Raw genomic sequence first — 13,330 nt, 5'->3', positions numbered from 1 at the left:
GACGGAATGCGGAGAGCAGACGTGACGTCCGGCTCAGGCCGGGCGCTCCCAGCGCTCGAAGCGGTAGCGCAGGCCCTCGGCGGAGGTGTGCCAGCCGTCCGGGGACGGGTCGGCCTGCGTGAGTCTCCAGCGGGCGTCCAGGGCGGGGGCATGGGCATCGCCGGAGACGTCCGTGTCGATCACGGTGACCTCGGCGAGGGTGGCCACGTCCAGGGCCTGTTCGTACAGGGTGGCGCCGCCGATGACCCAGACCAGGTCCAGGCCGTCGGCCTCGGAGGCCGCGTGCAGACCCGCCCCGAAGTCTGCGGCCACCACGGCGCCGGTGGCGCGCACGGCGTCCCCGGCGGCGTCGTCCGCGTCCAGGGTGCGGGAGACCACGATGTTCGTGCGGTCCGGCAGCGGCCGGAAGCGCTCCGGGAAGGACTCCCAGGTGCGGCGGCCCATGACCACGGGGTGGCCCAGGGTGCGGTCCTTGAAGTGCTTCAGGTCCTCCGGCAGGTGCCACGGCATGCCCCCGTCGAGGCCGATGACGCGGTCCGGGCTCTGGGCCCAGATCATGCCGATGCGGCTGGGGCTGCCGGCGGGGGAGGTGCGGTGGTGGGCGGCGTCGTTCACGGTGCTGCGGATGCTCCTGTGGTCCTGCGGGTCTCGGGGAGGGCGGCTCAGACGGCGATCGGCGCCGTGATGGTCGGGTGGTGGCGGTAGTCGACGAGCTCGATGTCCTCGTAGGCGTAGTCGAAGATCGACTCGGGGCGGCGGGTCAGGCGCAGCCGCGGGTACGGGTAGGGCTCGCGGCTCAGCTGCTCGCGGACCTGGTCTACATGGTTGGCGTAGATATGGCAGTCGCCTCCGGTCCACACGAACTCGCCGGGGCGCAGGCCGGTCTGCTCCGCCATCATCACGGTGAGCAGGGCGTAGGAGGCGATGTTGAACGGGACCCCGAGGAAGAGGTCCGCCGAGCGCTGGTAGAGCTGGCAGGACAGCCGTCCGGGGCCGCCGTCCTGCGGCGGCTCCACGTAGAACTGGAAGAGCGCGTGGCACGGGGGCAGGGCCATGTCCTCCACCTCGGCGGGGTTCCAGGCGGTGACGATGTGCCGGCGTGAGTCCGGGTTCGTCCGCAGTGACTCCACGACCTTCGCGATCTGGTCGATGCTCCCACCGTCCGGCGTGGGCCAGGAGCGCCACTGGACGCCGTAGACCGGGCCGAGGTCACCGTTCTCGTCCGCCCACTCGTTCCAGATCCGCACGCCGCGCTCCTGCAGCCAACGGACGTTGGAGTCGCCGCGGAGGAACCACAGCAGCTCGAGCGCCACGGACTTGAAGTGGACGCGCTTGGTGGTGATCAGCGGGAAGGAGTCGGCCAGGTCGAAGCGCAGCTGCCGGCCGAACACGCTGTGCGTGCCGGTGCCGGTGCGGTCGCCCTTGAGGGCGCCGTCTGCCAGCACCTCGGCGAGCAGGTCCTCGTAGGGGGTCGGAATGGTCACCGGACCATCGTAGCGAGTCCGCAGAATCGGCTGATTCCGGCGGTTCCGGGAACCCTGGAGGCCTTCAGCCCCAGGCGCGCCCGGCCTCCCGCTCCCAGCGGCTCCGGTCCCAGCCGGCGCCGCGGGCCAGGGCGGAGGCCTGACGCAGCGCGGCCACCACGGCCGCCGCCTCGGTGGCGGGCGCGTCCTCGGCGATCACGGTGCCGCGGCGTCCTGCGGTGACCACCACGCCGGCGGCCTCGAGCTCTTTGTAGGCGCGGGCCACGGTGCCGGGGGCGATGCCCAGGTCCGCGGCCAGGGCGCGCACCGAGGGCAGCCGGGTGCCCGGCGGCAGTGCCCCGGAGGAGGCGGCCACCGAGATCTGCCGACGCACCTGCTCGTAGGGCGGCGTCGCGGACTCCAGGTCGATGGCGATCTCGGCCGGGCCGGCCGGCGGCTGTGGGGAGACGGGGTGGCTCATCGGCGCGCCTCCGCTCCCGCGGCCACCGGCCCTCCGGTCGCCTCGGGCCTTCCCGACGACGGCCGGTGGCCTCCGTCCTCTGGTCCGTCCGAGCCGTCGGCCGGGTCCTGGGCGTCGCCGATCGGACGGACCAGGGAGGTGCTGGGGAGCAGGGCGGGGATGACGGCGAGGAGGTACAGCAGCGGGGCGACGGACATGGGCATCACCAGCTGGCCGACGGCGGTGGCGAAGACCATCAGCATGCCGGTGGTGCCGATGCCGACCATGCGGTCCGCGGTGCGGCGGCGCATGCGGCGGTCCATGAGCGCGGAGGTGCGGGTCAGCGGGTGGCGGCGGAGGCAGACCCGCACGCCGATCGCGGTGAGCACCCCGATCACCAGGAGGGCGGACAGCATGGCGACGGCCAGCGGGACTGCGTCGACGCCGACGCGGGCGAGGGCGCGTTCCTCCCGGACGGCCCAGCCGACGGCCACGAGACCGGCCGTGGCGACGACGCCGAAGAGCACGACGCGCCAGGTGGAGGCGCGGACGCCGCGGGTGCGGGCGGTGGCGGTGCGGTCGGTGTGCTTCATGCGCAGCACGAACTCGGCCAGCAGGTAGCCGACCCAGAGCACGGACAGGGGGGCGAACGCCGCCAGCACAAAGAGGACGGGCGACCCGACGGCGGAGCCCTCCAGGGAGGCCTGCATCGGCAGCACGAACATCGCCACCGTCGTCAGCGCGGCGAGCGGGAGGACGACCGCGGCGGCCGTGTGGCGCAGCTGGATGACATCGCTCAGGGTGCCGGGGCCGCGGGGGACCTCCACCCATTCCCCGGTGGCGTCCTCGTACACGTGGTGCGCCGCGTCCTGACGGAGCACCCTCACCTGGGGCGAGGTCCACACGAGCATCGCCAGGGCCACAGCGAAGACCGCGGCCAGCGACCAGACGGTGAAGGGCCCCATCCGGTTCGGCTCCTGGGACCCGAAGGCGTTGTCCACGGCGACGGGCACGGAGAGAAGGACGACGGTCAGAGTGCGCAGGATGCGGTTGACGGCCACGTGCCGGACGGCGTCGTCCTGGGCCGGGGTGAGCCCTGAGAGGGAGCGCCGGCGGACGACGGCGGCGACCGCCAGTGCGCCGCAGAGGCAGGCCAGGAGCACGAATCCGAGCAGCCACGGGGTCACCAGCGCGCCGCTGCGCACACCCGGGTCCCGCACGAAGGTCTCGGACATCCCGTCCGGGCCGCTGACGCCCGTGTCGGCCGTCGTCAGCGGCCGGCCGTCGGTGGGCAGGAGCATCAGGGCGGCGGCCACGGAGACCAGTGCGACCACGCCGGTGACGATCGTCAGACGGGGTGGGAGGTACTCCCGCCAGGACCGAGCGGTGAGGCGTGCGCTGCGGGTGGGGGCGACCGGGGTCGGCCAGGTGCGCTGGGCGATCCAGTAGACCACTGGCAGCCAGAGGACGGGGGCCAGGGCGTTGAAGCCGACGTCGAACGGCACCGCGGACACCGGGAAGGCGCCTGGGCCGGCAGGGGCGTCGGATGCTCCCGCGGCCCAGGGCGGATCCTCGACGAACACCAGGCTCGTCAGTCCTGAGCCGGTGGCGGCGAACAGGGCGATGAGCGCCGTCACCATGCCGTGGGAGCGGGCGGCCTGGAGCGGGTCGCGCTGCGCGCTGTTGGTGAACAGGCGGATCACCGCGTAGACGACGGCGATCGACACGGCGACCCCGAACAGCGAGGTCAGCAGGAACAGCTGCATGGTCGGTCACTCCCTCCGGTCTGCGGCGCCCCGTCGACGCCACCTTGTTATGTATCAATGTATCAACACATTGATACATGCGGAAGGGGGCGGGGCGTCACGGTCCGGACACGACGATGGCCGCGCACACAGCCAAGGTGCGCGGCCGTCGTCGCGGAGGCAGCCGAGGACTCAGCCCTCGTAGACGAGCTCGCGGAACTCCGGGTAGCGCGCCAGGTACTGCTGCACGTAGGTGCACTCCGGGACGATCTGTTCGCCCTCGGCGGCCAGCCGTTGCAGGACCATCGTCACCAGGGCGCGGGCGTAGCCCTTCCGGCCGTAGGCCTCGTCGATGATCGTGTGCTGCAGGCGCACCACGGTGCGGGCCTGGCCCTGGGCGTCGTCTTCGGCGGGGATCTCGTCCACGGTGTAGCCCTCGAAGCCGATGAAGGTGTCGTCCTGGCGCAGCTCGAAGCGGCCGCGGTCCGGGTCGCGTGTCAGCTTCAGGCGGTCGTGGACGATCAGTTCGGGGCGGTTCACGGTGTCCATGCGTGAAGACTAGACCGCCTGTGACGCGCGACTCAACGGTCGGCGGCACGCCGGCGGCCACCACGCCGGGCCGCCCGGAGGCGCCGCGGCCCCGTCAACCGTCCGCCGGCGGCCACCACGCCGGACGGTGTCCCGTCAACCGTCCGCCGGGTCGTAGCACTCCAGTGCCACCACGCGGCCGCCCTGGTTCAGGCCCTGGTGCGCCACCAGCACGCCGCCGGGGCGCAGGTACGGGTCCTCGGCGGGCAGGGCCTTGAGTACGTCCGGGTGCGCGGTGATCGCCTCGATCTCCTGCAGCAGCTCCGGCAGCACGGGTCGGTGGGAGCACACCACCAGGGCGCGGCGCTTCTCCAGCAGGCCACGCATCACGCGCCGGGTCTTCTTCGGGTTGTCCTTGGCGCCGGCCTCCGTGAGGGAGGCCTTGTACTTCACGGGCAGGCGGGTGTCCTTCACCAGCGGTGCGAGCGTCTCCACGCAGCGGCGCCACGGGGAGGAGAACAGCTTCTCCGGGGCCCAGGCGGTCAGGAGCCGCCGGTCGGCCAGCGCCTGACGGCGGCCGGTGGCGGCGAGCGGCCGGTCCTCCTCGGCGCGGGACCAGGAGGAGCGGGGCTTGGCCTTGGCATGCCGGAGCAGCACCAGGGGGACGGTGCGCAGGCGGCGCTCGCCGTAGGCTGCCTCGAGGGCGTCCAGCGGCTGACGGTCCGTGGCGTTGGTGAGCAGACGGCGCGCGGCTGCAGGGGAGACCCAGCGCAGCTCGTCCACCTCGTCTCCGTCGGCCTGGCCCTTCTGCCGGCCGGCTTCGGCGGCCCAGTACCAGACCTCCTTGGGGCGGGTTCCGGGCTTGCCGCCGCGGTTCATGACCTCGTAGCGGGTCACGGCCAGCGGGATGCCCAGGGCCACGCGCAGGCCGGTCTCCTCTCGGACCTCGCGGACGGCGCACTCCGGCAGCGTCTCCCCGGGGTCGAGCTTGCCCTTCGGCCAGGACCAGTCGTCGTAGCGGGGGCGGTGGATGACCATGACCTCGAGGCCGCTCGGGCCGGTCCGCCAGGGCAGGACACCGGCGGCCAGCACCTCGGCCCGGGGCGCGGGAACGTGGTGTCCCACGGTGGCGCGCGCGGCGGTGAGGGCGGTCTGCGACGTCGGCATGGTGCTCCGTTCGGTCTGCGGGCGGTCCCGGGCGTGGAATCCTACGACGGCCTGGGCCACGGAACCGTCGGCTCAAGGATAGTGGCGAGAGGCGCTCAGACGCGCCGGTACTGCGCGTCCGCGGCGTCGAGCACGAAGCCGAGCTTCTCGTAGAGGCGGACGGCGGCGGTGTTGTCCGCGTCCACGTAGAGGTCCACGCGCCGGGCGCCGCCGTCCCGCATGTGGACCAGGCCCGCCACGGTGAGTGCGCGGCCCAGGCCCAGGCCCTGCGCGTCCGGGGAGACGCCGACGGCGTAGACCTCGCCGACCGTGCCGTCGCCCTCGGCCTTGGTCCAGTGGTAGCCGAGCAGGGTGCCGTCCGCCTCGCGCTCGGCCAGCAGGAAGCCGGCGGCGTCGAACCAGTCCTCGCTGCGGCGGTCCTCCAGGTCGGCCTGCGTCAGCGAGCCCTGCTCCGGATGGTCCGCGAAGGCGGCGGCGTTGAGCTCGAGCCAGGCGGCGTCGTCCGTGCCGGGGACGTAGGGGCGCAGCCGCACGCCCTCCGGCAGCTCCGGGGCGGTCAGCGGAGCGAGGACGGACGAGTCCACGGCCATCCGGCGCAGCTCGCGCACCGGAGTCAGCCCGTGGGCGGCGGCCAGCTCGGCCGCCCCCGGCAGCATCCCGTGGGCCCAGACGCTCACCGCCTCCTGCAGTCCCCTCTGCTCCACGACGACGGCCGCCTCCCCGGCCAGCGCCGTCGCCACGCCGCGGCGGCGGGCGTCGGGGTGCACGACCAGCTCCAGGACCGCGCCCTCGCCTTCGGGGGCCAGGACGGCGGCGCCGTCCGGTGCCTCGTCGGGTCCGGTCAGGAGCACGGCCAGCGCGGTGCCGCGCTGCACGTGCACGCGGGTCTGGTCGGACAGCGGGGGATGCCCGTCGGCGGCGCGGGCCGCGTCGGCCAGGGCGAGCACCGCGGCGGCGGGCACGTGGCCGGGGTCGGTCAGGACACGGACGTCGGGCACGGAGGGGTCGGTCATGCCCTCCACACTACGTGCGGTTCAGGCGGTGCGGGCGTCGAAGCGGTAGCCGACGTTGCGCACTGTGCTGATCAGTTGCTCGTGGTCCGGGCCGAGCTTGGCGCGCAGGCGGCGGACGTGCACGTCCACGGTGCGGGTGCCGCCGAAGTAGTCGTAGCCCCAGACCTCCTGCAGCAGCTGCTCGCGGCTGAAGACGCGGCCCGGATGCTGGGCCAGGAACTTCAGCAGCTCGAACTCCTTGTAGGTGAGGTTCAGCGGCTGCCCGTGGACGCGGGCGGTGTAGCCGGCGGCGTCCACCACCAGGTCGGCGGCGCGGATCTCGTCCGGCTCGTGCCCTCCCTGCGGCCCGCTGCGCGCCGTGGCCAGGCGCAGGCGTGCCTCCACCTCCGCCGGGCCGGCGGTGGTGAGCAGGATGTCGGCGACCTGCCAGCGGGCGGAGACGGCGCTCAGGCCGGCGTCGTGGAACACGGCCACCACGGGCAGGTGGGCGGCCAGCGCCGCGAGGTCCGTGCAGACGGTGCGGGCGCCGGACAGGTCCGTACGGGCGTCCACGAAGACGGCGTCCGCCGCGGGGACGCCTGCGGCGGCCGAGGCGCGGCGGGGACGCGCGGTGACGGTGTGGCCGAGCAGGTCCAGGTGCTCGGTGAGGTCGCCGAGTCCGTCTTCCGCATCGGTGAGCAGCACCACATGCGCCACGGCCGCACTCCCTTCGCTCCTGGACACCGGTTCGCGGACACCGCATGCCGAATGTCCGGTGACACTGTACGTCCGCCCGCAGCGGCGGTGCCCACCGTGTCCACTGGCGTGACGCTCGGCGGTGGCCCCGCGACCTGGCAGGATGGGGGCTGTGATGAGACTGTCGATGGCCCTGGCCGCCGCCCTCGCGGCGGTCGTGCTCAGCGCGGCCGCGTTCGTGGGACCCCTCGCGGTCTCCGCCGTCGCCATCGTGGTGATCCTCGTGATCGCCTGGGGATGGCCCCGTCAGCTCGGGTCCCCGGCCCGGATCTCCCTGTCCGTCACCTTGGCGGTCGTCGGCCTCGTGAGCCTGGGCCTCACCCTGCTCTGGGGCCACGTCGGCCTCGGCGAGCCGGAGAAGGGCGCGCTCGGCCTCTTCCAGCCGATGGCCGTCGTGGCGGGCTGGGGCGTGATCGCGGCGTTCATGGTCCAGCTCTTCCGCGGGACCGGACGGCCGCTGCGCCTCGAGTCCACCGTGGCCACCATGGGCGGCGTCATGATCGTGGTGATGACCTCCGGCTGGGCCGCGCTGGCCCAGTGGAACGCCCTGCCGCTCGCCCCCATCCTGCTGCTCAGCATCGGCGCCACCGTCGCCCTGGTGTCCCTGCTCGGCCTGACACCCTGGATGCAGGGCCGTCCGGGCACCCTGGCGGCCGTGCTCATCCCGCTGTCCGTGCTGATCGCCGTGGCGTCGGGCCTGGTCCTGGACGCCGAGCCGCGCAAGCTTGCGATCGCGGCCGTCGCGGCACTGGCCTCCAGCACCCTGGTCGCGCTCACCGCGGCCACCGCGCCGTCTGCGAAGCCGCGTCCCGAGGACCGTCCCGTGGCCACCACCCTGCGTCCGCGGCGGGCCGGCTTCGCCCTGGCGATGGCACCCGTCGGCGCTGCCGGCGTCATCGGCCACGTCATCCTCGCGCTCCTGGGCTGATCGAGGCGAGGAGGGCGGCTAGACTGGCCGCCATGGACAACCTTCTTGCACTCGAGATCTTCTTCCTGGGCCTGGTGGGCCTCGCCTCCCTGGGCATGGCCGGCGTGGCCGCCCTGGTCATCGGCGGCCTCTTCAAGGGCCAGCGCTGAGGTCCCCGTGCGGCCGGGATCCGGCCGCACGGTGACCTGAACGCGAGACCGACGTCTCCATGGCCACCGAGCTCCCGTACGACCTCACCCCCGAACTCGCTCCGCTCTCCTGGCTCATCGGCTCCTGGGAGGGGCAGGGGCGCCTCGGCGACGGCGCCGAGGGGACCGAGATCTTCTACCAGCGCGTCGACTTCACGGAGTACGGCCTGCCGTTCTTGGAGTACCGCGCCGAGTCCTGGATCTGCGAGGAGGACGGCACCCTGCTGCGCCCGCTGACCGTCGAGTCCGGGTTCTGGCAGGTGGACCGCCCCCGCCGCGACGGCGACGTCGGCCCCGGCATGGTCCCGGCCGACGTGGTCCCCGCCTACCGTTCCGCCGAGGACGTCGAGTCCCTGCGCGGCGAGGGCGAGGCCTTCGGCCTGACCGCCACCATCACGCACCCCGGCTCCATGTCCGAGCTGTACTACGGCCGCATCAAGGGCCCGCAGCTGCAGCTCGCCACGGACGCGGTGCTGCGCGGCTCGGCCGCCGGCGACTACCACCGTGCCACCCGCATGGCGGGCCTCGTGAACAACCAGCTCTTCTGGCGCTGGGACACCGCGGCCGCCGAGGAGCACGACCTCGAGGCCCACGCCTCCGCGATCCTCGACCGCATGCCGGACCGCTCCGAGGGTCGCCTGTCCCCGCACGCGAAGCGTCCACGCTGATGTCCGCCGCCGCGTATCGCAGCCCGCTCCTGCAGCCTCCGCTGTCCGCGGCGGAGGGCCCCGCCGCCGGTGCCGTCGAGGGCGAGAGGCCCGACGCCGGCGTCGCCGCGCACTACGGCGCCCCGCTGCGCGAACAGCGCGCGCTGGACCGCGGCAGGGCACTGGTGGACCTGTCCCACCGCGCCGTCCTGTCCGTCTCCGGGCCCGACCGGCTGGAGTGGCTGCACACCCTGACCACCCAGCACCTGTCCCAGGCGCGGCCCGGCACCAGCACGGAGGCCCTCTTCCTGGACGCCAACGGCCGCATCGAGCACGGCGTCCACCTGCTCGAGGACGGCGCCGCCTGCTGGCTCACCCTGGACAGGGCGGACGAGCAGGCGCTGCTGGACTGGCTGACGCGCATGCGCTTCGCCCACGAGGTCACGCTGCGCCGCCACACCGGCACCGTCGCCGTCGTGGGCGCCACCGCGGCCGTCCCGGGCTGGGAGGACCGCACCGTGTGGATCGACCCGTGGCCCGAGGTCGCCCCGGGCGGCTGGGCCTACTCCGGCCCCGACCATCCCGGCGAGGACTGGTCCTGGCGCGAGTACCTCGTGACCCGGGACGACCTCCTCGCCACCGCCGCCCGCCTCGGCGAGGGGGAGCTGGCAGGCTGGTCCCTGGCCGGCACGTCGGCCGCCGAGGCCCTGCGCATCGCCGCAGGCCGCCCCCGCCCGTCCGTGGACGCGGACGCCAAGGCGCTGCCGCACGAGCTGGACCTGCTGCGCACGGCCGTGCACCTGGAGAAGGGGTGCTACCGCGGTCAGGAGACCATTGCCCGGGTGCACAACCTCGGGCGTCCGCCGCGCCGTCTCGTGCAGCTGCTGATGGACGGCTCCGGCCATGCCTTCCCGGCCCCCGGGGCGCCGGTGATCGTGCGGCCCGAGCCGGACACCGAGGAGGCCCGCGCCGCCGCCCGCCCGGTGGGCGTGCTGACCTCCGTGGGCCAGCACCACGAGGCAGGCCACCTCGGCCTGGCCCTGGTGAAGCGCTCGGTTCCGGTGGACGCCCAGCTGATCGTCCGCGACGACTCCGAGGGCGGCGCCGGGCACGTCGCCGCGTTGCAGGAGGTCCTCGTGGCCCCGGACGCCGGGCAGGTCGTCGGCCGTCCTGACGTGCGCCGCCGCTGACCGCAGGCCGGGAGGCCGGCATGGTGTTCCGGCTGTGCCGCGCCGACCACAGGCTCAGGCGCCGCGCGTCAGGCGCCCGGCCCCCAGGTGACGGACGTCTGCGTCCCCAGCGGCTCCATGCCCACCGCCACGGCGATGTGGTGGGCCATGGTGTGTCCCTCCGGCACCCGCGCCGAGGGCACCAGCCCGTCCAGCCAGGCCGACTCCATCGCCGACGCGGCGGCATAGGTGCCCAGCCCCCTGCCGCGCAGGTGCGGCACGGTGAGCACGCCCAGGCGCGCCACGATCCCGGAGAACACGTCGTAGCCGGCGGCCGCGCAGGCCGCACCGCCGCTCCGGCCGTCCTCGACGACCGGGACGAGGGCGGCCGTGTGGTCCCACTGCGGCAGCGCGGCGGCCGTGACGTCGTCGGCAGGGCAGAGCGCCCCGACCTCCAGAGCGTGGGCGGAGTCGAAGGACACCGCGATCGACTGCGCGGGGTCCACCTCCGGCGCCTCGTCCGCGTAGTAGAGGGTGTGCTCGCCGCACGAACGCACCCCGTGCGCCGCGCCGATCCGCAGCAGTGTGGACTCGAGCGCCAGCACCTCCTCGTCCAGGTCCCGGCAGGCCGTCACGAACCACTGCGGGCCGACGACGACGGCCGCCTCGCCCAGGCGGAGGACGGTCGCCACGCGCTCGCCCTGGCCGGGCAGCACGGCCCCGTCGTCGAGGACGACCTCCACGCGCCGGGCGCCGCCCGGCGCCCCCGCCGCCCGTGCCGAGGGGACGGCGGACGGGAGGCCTGAGACCGGGCCTGGCGAGGCCGCGCCGGTGGCGGGTGAGACGCCCAGGGTGCCGAGTCCGTCGTCGGGAAGCCCGAGCGCACGGGCCCAGGCGAGGCCGACCAGGGCGAGGGTGTGCTCCTGCAGTGCCATGGATCCGCTCAGCGGCCGAAGAGGACCCTGGCCTCCTCATAGCGGGCGAGCGGCACCTTCTTCAGGCCGGACAGGGCGGCGGACATGGGCACGGAGATGATCTCGGTGCCGTTGGCGGCCACCATCTGGCCCCAGCGGTGCTCGGCCACGAGCTTCATGGCCTGCATGCCGAAGCGGGTGGAGAGCACACGGTCCGTGGCGGACGGGTCGCCGCCGCGCTGGATGTGGCCGAGGACGGTGGCGCGGGACTCCACACCGGTGGCCTCCTCGAGCTCTCGGGCCACCCAGTCGCCGATGCCGCCCAGGCGCGGGCGGCCGTCCTTCGTGTTGCCGGCGGCGGCCAGCGGGTCGTCCTGGCCCTCCGGTACGAAGCCCTCGGCCACCACCACGAGCGGGGAGCGGCCCTTGTCATGCACCTGCTTCACCCACTCGGCCACCTGGGACATCGGGGTGCGGACCTCCGGGATGAGGATCGCGTGCGCACCGGAGGCCATGCCCGAGTGCAGGGCGATCCAGCCGACGTGGCGGCCCATGACCTCGGCCACCATGCAGCGGTGGTGAGACTCGCCGGTGGTGCGCAGGCGGTCCATGGCGTCCGTGGCGATCTGCACCGCGGTGTCGAAGCCGAACGTGTAGTCCGTGGCCATCAGGTCGTTGTCGATGGTCTTCGGCACCCCGACGATCGGCAGGCCGTCCTTCGCCAGGCGGTTGGCGCCTGCCAGGGTGCCCTCGCCGCCGATGGCCACGACCGCGTCGATGCCCATCTCCTCCAGGTTCCGCTTCATGTTCTCCGGACCGCCGCCGGCCGTGTCGTACGGGTGGGTGCGGGAGGTGCCGATGATGGTGCCGCCGGTGCCGGACAGGCCCCGGACCGCCTGGCGGGGCAGCTCCACCACGTCCTTGTCGATCAGGCCGGCCCAGCCGTTGCGGATGCCGATCATCTCGAAGTCGTAGGTCTTGATGCCGTTGAGCACAGCGGCACGGATGACGGCGTTCAGGCCAGGGCAGTCGCCACCGGAGGTGAGCAGTCCGACGCGCATGGAGGAGTCCTTTCGACGGCAGGAAGGGGGACATGACGGAAGCCGCAGGTCCGCCGGCGCCCCCTGCGGAGGGGATCCGCGGCCTGCGGCTCCAGACTATCGACGCCGTGCCGGGTGCTGTCAGCGGTCCACCGGCGGTGCCGGGGACGAGAGCGCTGGCGCCGGGCGGCCGGCGGACCGGTCAGATCAGGACGATGCTCAGGTTGGCGACGACGCCGATGACGACCATGCCGACGGCGAAGACGCTGGCGGCGGACACGAGGCCGCCGCGGCGTCCGCGCAGGGCGGCGAGCAGCAGCACCGGGGCGAGGACCACGAGGGCGGCGGCGCCGCCGACGATCGTGGCACCGGCCGGCCCGAGCACCGTGCCGACGCCGGAGAAGCCGAACACCACGGAGCCGACCAGCGCGGCCAGGCAGACGACGCCGGCGGCCACGAGCGTCACGGTCTGGGCGATCGCGCCCAGCACCGGGCGCTCGGCACGGGCGGCCGCGGCGCCGCGGTCGGCGGAGGCACGCTCCGCGGCGGCCTGGCGCTCCATCTCGGCGACGCGTTCGGCGGCGCGCAGATCGCGGGAGTGCGGGCGGTCCCGCCACTGGCCGGTCTCCGGGTCGATCCACGAGGAGCGGAAGCCGGCCTCGTCCGGGGCGGACTCCTCCTGCCCGGACCGGCGGCGGGCGTCCATGTACCAGCTGGGGGAGGACGGCGCGCCTGCGGCGTCCGCGGCCCGGGACCCTGCCGAGGGGCGGCCGTCGCGGCCGGTGAAGCGCTGACGTTCGGACGCGCCGAGCGCCTTCGGCTCCCGGCCGCGGGTGAGGAGCCACCAGAGGAGCAGCGCCGTGCCGGCCAGGACCGTGAGCCCCGCCAGGCCACCGCTGAAGACGAGCGTGGCCGTGAGGCCGGCACCGGAGACCAGGGACACCAGGCCGACGCCGCCCACCACGGCCACGCCCACGCCCGAGCCGGAGAAGTCGCCGCGGCGCAGCTGTGCCCAGAGCACACGTCCGTCAGGTCCCGGCAGCACCGTCCACGCCACGGCATACGCCAGCAGCGCCAGGCCGGCCGAGAGCAGGCAGACGGCCGCGAAGGCGCCGCGCACCAGCAGCGGGTCCAGACTGTACCGGGCCGCGATGCCGCCGAGGGCGCCGGAGACCCAGGACTCCTCGGACCGGCTCACGCCCCAGGAGCGCACCGGGCCGCGCAGCCAGGAGGGCAGGGCGGCCAGGCCGTCGGCGGGGCCGGTGTCGGCGCCCGCGCCTGCGGCGGACGGGTCTGCGGTCGGATCGGCGTGGAAGTGCTGGTGGGAGGACAT

At 74.2% G+C, this 13,330-nt stretch carries 14 protein-coding genes; 3 read left to right on the top strand and 11 right to left on the bottom strand.

Features of this window, described 5'->3' with window-relative positions; translation table 11 throughout:
• Positions 1-33 precede the first annotated feature (33 nt).
• From FM125_RS04780 to FM125_RS12395, 8 genes are all read right to left on the bottom strand, one after another.
• Positions 34-558: a dihydrofolate reductase gene (locus FM125_RS04780; RefSeq protein WP_067188586.1), complete on the bottom strand. Its 525-nt coding sequence runs from the start codon at positions 556-558 to the stop codon at positions 34-36.
• A gap of 104 nt (positions 559-662) precedes the next feature.
• A complete protein-coding gene (locus tag FM125_RS04775) occupies positions 663-1,484 on the bottom strand; it encodes a thymidylate synthase (protein WP_087133809.1) in 822 nt (273 codons plus the stop codon).
• 64 nt (positions 1,485-1,548) lie between these two features.
• Positions 1,549-1,944, bottom strand: a complete 396-nt coding sequence (locus tag FM125_RS04770) for a GntR family transcriptional regulator (RefSeq protein ID WP_067188501.1) — start codon at positions 1,942-1,944, stop codon at positions 1,549-1,551.
• Entirely contained in the window at positions 1,941-3,689 is a 1,749-nt protein-coding gene (locus FM125_RS04765; protein ID WP_087133808.1) for a hypothetical protein, read from the bottom strand. Before FM125_RS04765 ends, FM125_RS04770 begins: the two co-directional genes overlap by 4 nt.
• 171 nt (positions 3,690-3,860) lie before the next feature.
• Positions 3,861-4,217, bottom strand: coding sequence for a GNAT family N-acetyltransferase (locus FM125_RS04760; protein WP_067188497.1), 357 nt, complete (start codon positions 4,215-4,217; stop codon positions 3,861-3,863).
• A 135-nt stretch (positions 4,218-4,352) separates the two neighbouring features.
• Positions 4,353-5,363 carry an NUDIX hydrolase gene (locus FM125_RS04755; protein ID WP_087133807.1) on the bottom strand — a complete coding sequence of 337 codons (1,011 nt, stop codon included), beginning with the start codon at positions 5,361-5,363 and terminating at the stop codon, positions 4,353-4,355.
• A 95-nt stretch (positions 5,364-5,458) separates the two neighbouring features.
• Positions 5,459-6,376: a mycothiol synthase gene (mshD, locus tag FM125_RS04750; RefSeq protein ID WP_067188490.1), complete on the bottom strand. Its 918-nt coding sequence runs from the start codon at positions 6,374-6,376 to the stop codon at positions 5,459-5,461.
• Positions 6,377-6,397: 21 nt separating this feature from the next.
• Complete coding sequence (locus FM125_RS12395; RefSeq protein WP_281251967.1) at positions 6,398-7,072, bottom strand: winged helix-turn-helix transcriptional regulator; 675 nt, start codon at positions 7,070-7,072, stop codon at positions 6,398-6,400.
• A gap of 154 nt (positions 7,073-7,226) precedes the next feature.
• Between FM125_RS12395 and FM125_RS04740 the strand changes: the two genes are divergently transcribed.
• The 3 genes from FM125_RS04740 (at position 7,227) to ygfZ (ending at position 10,064) form a co-directional block, all read left to right on the top strand.
• On the top strand, positions 7,227-8,039 hold the full coding sequence (locus tag FM125_RS04740) for a hypothetical protein (RefSeq protein WP_227718849.1): 813 nt from the start codon (positions 7,227-7,229) through the stop codon (positions 8,037-8,039).
• A 208-nt stretch (positions 8,040-8,247) separates the two neighbouring features.
• Positions 8,248-8,895, top strand: a complete 648-nt coding sequence (locus FM125_RS04735; RefSeq protein ID WP_087133804.1) for a nitrobindin family protein — start codon at positions 8,248-8,250, stop codon at positions 8,893-8,895.
• On the top strand, positions 8,895-10,064 hold the full coding sequence (gene ygfZ / locus FM125_RS04730) for a CAF17-like 4Fe-4S cluster assembly/insertion protein YgfZ (RefSeq protein ID WP_087133803.1): 1,170 nt from the start codon (positions 8,895-8,897) through the stop codon (positions 10,062-10,064). Before FM125_RS04735 ends, ygfZ begins: the two co-directional genes overlap by 1 nt.
• 68 nt (positions 10,065-10,132) lie before the next feature.
• On the opposite strand, the gene FM125_RS04725 is transcribed toward ygfZ, so the two are convergent.
• The 3 genes from FM125_RS04725 to FM125_RS04715 all read right to left on the bottom strand — a co-directional run bounded on the left by FM125_RS04725 (position 10,133) and on the right by FM125_RS04715 (position 13,330).
• Complete coding sequence (locus tag FM125_RS04725) at positions 10,133-10,978, bottom strand: GNAT family N-acetyltransferase (protein WP_087133802.1); 846 nt, start codon at positions 10,976-10,978, stop codon at positions 10,133-10,135.
• Between the two features lie 8 nt (positions 10,979-10,986).
• Entirely contained in the window at positions 10,987-12,018 is a 1,032-nt protein-coding gene (locus tag FM125_RS04720; RefSeq protein ID WP_087133801.1) for a 6-phosphofructokinase, read from the bottom strand.
• A gap of 181 nt (positions 12,019-12,199) precedes the next feature.
• Complete coding sequence (locus FM125_RS04715; protein ID WP_087133800.1) at positions 12,200-13,330, bottom strand: PspC domain-containing protein; 1,131 nt, start codon at positions 13,328-13,330, stop codon at positions 12,200-12,202.

Origin of the sequence: Micrococcus lylae (assembly GCF_900163825.1) — a bacterium.
Lineage (GTDB): Bacteria > Actinomycetota > Actinomycetes > Actinomycetales > Micrococcaceae > Micrococcus > Micrococcus lylae.
The sequence above is the reverse complement of the archived record's forward strand: the minus strand, read 5'-3'. Positions and strand labels throughout refer to the sequence as shown.

Coding starts and splice junctions, on each gene's coding strand:
- FM125_RS04780 (WP_067188586.1), bottom strand. CDS start 558: ATGATCTGGGCCCAGAGCCCGGACCGCGTCATCGGCCTCGACGGGGGC.
- FM125_RS04770 (WP_067188501.1), bottom strand. CDS start 1,944: ATGAGCCACCCCGTCTCCCCACAGCCGCCGGCCGGCCCGGCCGAGATC.
- FM125_RS04765 (WP_087133808.1), bottom strand. CDS start 3,689: ATGCAGCTGTTCCTGCTGACCTCGCTGTTCGGGGTCGCCGTGTCGATC.
- FM125_RS04760 (WP_067188497.1), bottom strand. CDS start 4,217: ATGGACACCGTGAACCGCCCCGAACTGATCGTCCACGACCGCCTGAAG.
- FM125_RS04755 (WP_087133807.1), bottom strand. CDS start 5,363: ATGCCGACGTCGCAGACCGCCCTCACCGCCGCGCGCGCCACCGTGGGA.
- mshD (WP_067188490.1), bottom strand. CDS start 6,376: ATGACCGACCCCTCCGTGCCCGACGTCCGTGTCCTGACCGACCCCGGC.
- FM125_RS04740 (WP_227718849.1), top strand. CDS start 7,227: ATGAGACTGTCGATGGCCCTGGCCGCCGCCCTCGCGGCGGTCGTGCTC.
- FM125_RS04735 (WP_087133804.1), top strand. CDS start 8,248: ATGGCCACCGAGCTCCCGTACGACCTCACCCCCGAACTCGCTCCGCTC.
- ygfZ (WP_087133803.1), top strand. CDS start 8,895: ATGTCCGCCGCCGCGTATCGCAGCCCGCTCCTGCAGCCTCCGCTGTCC.
- FM125_RS04725 (WP_087133802.1), bottom strand. CDS start 10,978: ATGGCACTGCAGGAGCACACCCTCGCCCTGGTCGGCCTCGCCTGGGCC.
- FM125_RS04720 (WP_087133801.1), bottom strand. CDS start 12,018: ATGCGCGTCGGACTGCTCACCTCCGGTGGCGACTGCCCTGGCCTGAAC.
- FM125_RS04715 (WP_087133800.1), bottom strand. CDS start 13,330: ATGTCCTCCCACCAGCACTTCCACGCCGATCCGACCGCAGACCCGTCC.